This window comes from Aeromonas sp. HMWF014 (assembly GCF_963878295.1).
Taxonomy (GTDB): Bacteria; Pseudomonadota; Gammaproteobacteria; order Enterobacterales; family Aeromonadaceae; genus Aeromonas; species Aeromonas popoffii.
Genome location: NZ_CAWNYS010000439.1, coordinates 1 through 5513 on the forward strand (window position 1 = coordinate 1; position 5513 = coordinate 5513).

The following is a 5513-nucleotide window of genomic DNA, read 5'->3' on the forward strand; positions in this document are numbered from 1 at the left end:
GGGTTTCCTGAGGGCGAACCCGAATGAAGTCGGTCATGCTGACGTCTTCGGATTCCACCAACTCCCGGTGATCCGGTGTGATGAGCTTGTTCATTCCCAGAAACAGGAAGAACACCACCACACAGGAGACAGCCAACGATATCAGGTATCTCATAGGTCTATCTCCGGCATCAGCTGCTCTTGTCTGCCGCGATGGAGATGTTCTGGACACCGGCCATGCGGATCTGATCCATGACCTGGACCACCAGACCTGAACGGGATTCGTTATCGGCCTGGATCACCACGGCGCTCTCCGGATTCTCGGCCCGCAGCCGCTCTATGTTGGCCCGTATGGCCCCCACTTCGACGATACGCTTGTCGACCCAGACCTGACCGTTCTCGCGCACCGCGACCATGATGTTCCCCTTCTTCACTGTCTCGGCCGTGCTGGCGCTCGGGCGGTTGATCTCCACGCCGGACTCCTTGACGAACGAAGTGGTGACGATGAAGAAGATCAGCATGATGAACACTATGTCCAGCATGGGGGTCAAATCGATGGCCGCCTCATCAGCACTGCTGTCGCTGTGACGTTTTCTCATGGCAAAAACTCCTTGCTTGTTCTGTGCCCCCGCCAGGCTCGCGTCCGGCGGGGGAGTGCATCCTGCATCAACCGTGTTTCAGGTTGTCTTCCAGCTTCTCGACCGCCAGCTTGGCCTTGTGATCGAGCTGGTTGACAAAAAACAGGCCGGAAAGGGCGGCAATCATGCCCGCCATGGTCGGTACCGTCGCCTTGGAAATGCCCGAGGCCATCGCCCTGGGGGAGCCGGTGCCGGTGATGGCCAGGGTGTCAAACACCTGCACCATACCCACCACGGTTCCCAGCAGCCCCATCAGTGGACAGAGGGCGATCAGCACCTTGATGACCGGCATTCCCTTGTCTACCGCCATGGCAACCCGAGAGACCAGCTCACGCCGGATCTGCTTGGCAGACCAGGAAAGATGGTCACTGCGGGCCTGCCAGGTTGCCTTGGTCTGTTTCACCTGCTTGGGGTAGACCGCTATGAAGTAGAACCAGCGCTCCAGTAGCAGGGCCCACATCATCAGGGTCAGGAAGAACAGGGCGACCAGTACGTCGCCCCCCAATCCCAGAAACCGGCGGACCGACTCGACTTCTTCAATCAACCAGAACCACATGGGTGACTCCTTACGCTGCGGCTTTGGAGGCGTGCAGACGTTCCTGATAACGGGCGACGAAACCGGCGCTCTGCTCTTCCAGCACCTGGATGAGACGACGGCTTTGGGTCTGCACTATGGTGTAGAGGAACAGCATGGGCACGGCCACGACCAGACCCTGCATGGTGGTGACCAGGGCCTCCGAGATACCACCCGCCATCAGCTTGGGATCACCGGTACCGAACAGGGTAATGGCCTGGAAGGTAGCGATCATCCCCACCACGGTACCGAGCAGACCCAGCAGCGGTGCGACTGAGGCGATCAGCTTGATGATGCTGATGCCCTTCTCGAATTTGGGCACATTGCGCAGAATGATCTCGTCCAGTTTGGATTCCAGATCCTCTATGTTGTCACCGCTATGGCTCTGGTAAGCCCCCAACATCTCGCCGATGGGGTTGCCCTTGATGATCTGATCGGATTTCAGTTGCTTGCGCATGGAGCTGCCGATGAGGGAGAGGCGGGCGCCGCAGAACAGGGCCAGCAGGGTGCCGAGCACGCCGAGCACCATGATGACGTAACCCACTTCACCGCCCTGATCGACCCGCTCCTTGAAGGTGGGCGACTGCACCAGCAGGGAGAGGATCACGCCGCGGGACGGGTCGACGAAGATGGGCTTGACGCCACCACCACCCTGTTCAAACTCGGCGATAGGTGCCAGTACGCTCTTCTCCGGCTGACGGGAGAGTTGTTCGAACTTGCCGGTCTCCGGCACGAAGGTGAGGTACTTGCCCTCGGAGACGGTGTTGAATTCACCGATCTGGGTCACTGTCTTCTCGGCCTGGTTGCCCTCGCCGTACACCACGGTCGCCGGCATCTGACTCACCTTGCCACCGTCAACCATGCGGCTTAGGGTGGTGGTCCAGAAGGCGGTCAGATCATCGCTGGAGGGGAGCTCCTTGCTCTCTGCCAGACGGGTCAACAGGGCGGATTGCTCCGGATGCTCGACCCGACGGGCGGAAGCGTTGAAGATCCCCTTGAACTCACCGGCGAACTGACGCAGTACACCAAACATCTCACCCATGTTGCCGGAACGCTGGCGCAGGGTGTCAGTCAGCTCGGTCAGCTGCTTGTCGTTGGCATCAAAGGTCGCCTTGAGCTGCTCGCCCTTGGCGGTTTCGGCTGCCAGCTCGGCCTTGGCCTTGGCCAGCAATGCCCCTTGCTCGTTTTTGTCAGCCAGGAAGCGGGCTTCCCGCTCCTTGTTGAGCTGGGATTCGCTCAGGCTGGAGGCCTTGACCTGATTGAGCAGCGCGTTCAGATCTATCGGCTTCTCGGCGGCGGTCACCGGCAGGATGATCAGGGTGGCTCCCGCCATCAGGGAGGCAATAGCAAGTTTGATTCCTTTCATGATGCTTTCTCCGCAGTTTGAACCGGCAGCTTGATGAGCGCGGGGGGCGCCTGCTTCTTGGCGATACGCAAGCCCTGTTCGACTGCACTGCGATACTCCTGGGGCAGCTCTTCCCATTGACGGGTCTTCTTGTTCCACATGCCGGTCTCATTGCCATCCGGGGATTGGTAGAGCAGGGCGATGCGGCCGACGCGCAGGAACTCGTAGGTCTTCTCGGTGCCAGCCTTGTCCAGACTGGCCTTGTAGGACTCGATGGTGCGGCTGAAGCCCTCCTCGATCTGGTAGGCTTCCAGGATCTTGCGGTACTTCTCGGAGATGGTGACATCGGCCCGGTTCATCAGGTCCGTCAGGGCCGCCACGCGGTCCTCCCGCTCGACTTTCTGGAACGGCAGATCCAGAGAGACGAACTGCTCGAGGGAGTCGATCATCTTGAGCATCAGGGGGACGACTTCGGTGCTGGTCTGATCGATCTGGGCGATCTGGCGCTGCATCGAGGCCAGCTCTGTGGTCTGGGAGTCGACCATCTTGCCCACCTGCTCGTTGTAGGTGCGCAGACTGTCGACCTGGCGCAGGGCGGCCTTGTACTGCGCCAGGGCAGACTCGGCAGACTCGGCGTAGTTGTCGATCTTCTGCTGGGACACTTTGGATGCATTGTTGGTGGCGGCTTGAGCGTCCACTGCCTGACCGGCAGAGGCGGCACTCAGAGTGAAGCTGGTCAGCAAGGCAGCAGAAACCAGGCTGCCGAGGAGCGCTTTCTTCATTGTAATTGTCCTTGTCTTCATAGGTTTACCCTATCTCCGTAACTTCCTTGGACGCTGGGCAAAGCCGGCCCGACCGGGCCGGCTTGGGTTGTATATCAACGAGGTTGATTAGAACTTCTGGGTGTAGTCGAGGTAGACGACGCGCCCGTCGATGTTGTAGAGGTCTTCGTCATAGGTGAAGCCGTCGCTGGAGAGCGAGGGGTCTACGTTGAACATGTTCCTCACACCGGCTTGCAGCTTGCCATTCCAGGGGGTGTCAACCGCGACGTTCAGGTTCCAGGTGGTCTGGGACGCGATATGCCCCTCTTTCTGACCATCTACGTAATCCTGGCTCTGGGAGTCGATGTAGTTGGCACTCAGGTAGGTATCCATGTTCCACCACTGCGGCACATTGACCCCGACGCCGGAGTTGAAGCGCAGTTCCGGCTTGGCGTTCCAGCCCTTCTTGTCGACCATGGGACCACCGGCGAACAGACCCTCTTCGTATTTCAGAATGTAGGTGCTGCCGAAGTCGTAGCGTACTGTCACGACGTCGAAGTCGTACTTGTAATCCGCCTTGAAATCCAGACCGCTGGTCTTGAGCTGACCCAGGTTGACCATGCCAGCATAGACCTGCTGCACATCGCCATTGGCATCGCGGATGACGTTCGGGTTGCTGCCGGTATTCAGCTCCTGATAGAACTGGGTCTGGGTGGTCGCCAGCTGGATCACGTCATCGATCTTGATGTAGTAGTAATCCAGCGAGAGGTTGAGATCGTCGATCGGGCTATACGCAGTGCCTATGCCGAAGGTGTCAGCCGTCTCTTCCTTCAGCTTCTTGTTGGATTGGCGAATCGTGGTGAACTGCTCTTCCGGGCAGTTGGCCACCCCGTTTGCCCGGCAGGAGACATAGTCCTTGGCAAAGTCGGCGGAGTCGGCATCGGCGGCATAGAGATCATCCAGACCCGGAGCACGGAAGGATTGTGACCAGGAGGTACGGAACAACAGATTGTCTAGCGGCTGATAACGCAGGCTCGCCTTGGGCGAGAAGGCGCTGCCAAAGTCGCTGTACTTGTCGTAACGACCGGCCAGGTTCAACTCGATCTGCTCGGTGATGGGGATCAAGCTCTCGATGTAGGTGGCGAAGACGTCGCGTACACCGCCACCCGAGTTGCCGGCAGAGCCGATGACGTTGCCAGCTTCGGACTGGCTGTCGTAGGTGTCAGAGTAGGTCCAGTCGTTGTATTCTGCGCCCAGAAACCAGCCGATGGGGCCAGCCGGCAGCTCGCCCATGCTCCAGCCCAGGCCGCCGTACCACTGGAAGAAATCCATCTTGGAAGTACGGCTGATGTCGTAGGAGAGGCTGTTGGTCGCCGCGTTGGAGAACTCGCCGTTCTTGAAGTTGCCCGCATCGACCTGTTGCTGGACCGACGGGTTCAGCACATAACCGGTTCCACGGTTCTTGTTGTCAGTCTTGGAATACATGTAGCCCGCACTCCACTCCACATCGCCCACCGCTTCGGTCGGCAGCGCGCCTTCAAAGCCCAGGTTGATGCTGCCGGTCATGTCGGTGACGTCGTTGTCACGGGGGCCGACGTTGTTGAAGCGGTAGTAGACGGTGGCCTTCTCGCCGATGAAGCCGTTGTCGGCCAGCAGCTGGGCACCGCCCGGGGTGGTGCCGTCGATGCTGAAGGGGCCTGGAGCCGGGGCGGAGCGGCCAAAGCTGGTGATGCGCGAGCCGATCAGCTGGGGCACGAAGTCGACGCTGTCATTGACGTGATAGCGCCCGTTGACGTAGACGGTGTCGCGGTTGCGAGAGGCGGTCTTGGCGGCAACCTGGGCAAAGTCGAAGCGGCAAGTCGAACCGACGGGCACGAACCCGGTGCCAGTATTGGCACAGTCGACGCCCTCCAGTGTGCGGGTGACCGTCTTGCCGGTGGCGGCATCGACCCCCTTGATGTTGCGGCCATAGAGGCTGGGAGCGGAGGCGCCCTGTAATGCCAGATAATCGCGATCCTTGTAGTAGATCTCGTCTTTGACATCGTGTTCATAGACCATCATCAGGGCGCCCTTCTCCCCTGTGATACCGCTGACAATAGAGCCATTCTTCTCGTCGCCACCCTCTTTGGTGGGCGAGCCAATACGCCCCTGGAAGGCCAGCCCTTCGTAGTCTTGCTTCAAGATGACGTTGATGACACCGCCGATGGCATCAGAGC

The 5513-nt window shown here is 59.6% G+C and carries 5 protein-coding genes and 1 pseudogene; all 6 read right to left on the reverse strand.

Going from position 1 to position 5513, the window contains the following annotated elements; all coding sequences use genetic code 11:
• Positions 1–154 (reverse strand): annotated as a pseudogene (locus AAC083_RS17380) (sugar ABC transporter substrate-binding protein); the annotation flags it as partial.
• 16 nt (positions 155–170) lie between these two features.
• Complete coding sequence (locus tag AAC083_RS17385; RefSeq protein ID WP_108537261.1) at positions 171–578, reverse strand: ExbD/TolR family protein; 408 nt, start codon at positions 576–578, stop codon at positions 171–173.
• A gap of 67 nt (positions 579–645) precedes the next feature.
• A complete protein-coding gene (locus AAC083_RS17390; RefSeq protein WP_042035769.1) occupies positions 646–1173 on the reverse strand; it encodes a MotA/TolQ/ExbB proton channel family protein in 528 nt (175 codons plus the stop codon).
• 10 nt (positions 1174–1183) lie between these two features.
• Positions 1184–2557: a MotA/TolQ/ExbB proton channel family protein gene (locus AAC083_RS17395; RefSeq protein ID WP_108537262.1), complete on the reverse strand. Its 1374-nt coding sequence runs from the start codon at positions 2555–2557 to the stop codon at positions 1184–1186.
• Entirely contained in the window at positions 2554–3318 is a 765-nt protein-coding gene (locus AAC083_RS17400) for a DUF3450 domain-containing protein (protein ID WP_108537263.1), read from the reverse strand. The genes AAC083_RS17395 and AAC083_RS17400 overlap by 4 nt, the downstream gene beginning before the upstream one ends.
• A 108-nt stretch (positions 3319–3426) precedes the next feature.
• Positions 3427–5513, reverse strand: a 2087-nt coding sequence (locus AAC083_RS17405) for a TonB-dependent receptor domain-containing protein (protein WP_258224746.1), incomplete at its 5' end; no start/stop codon positions are given.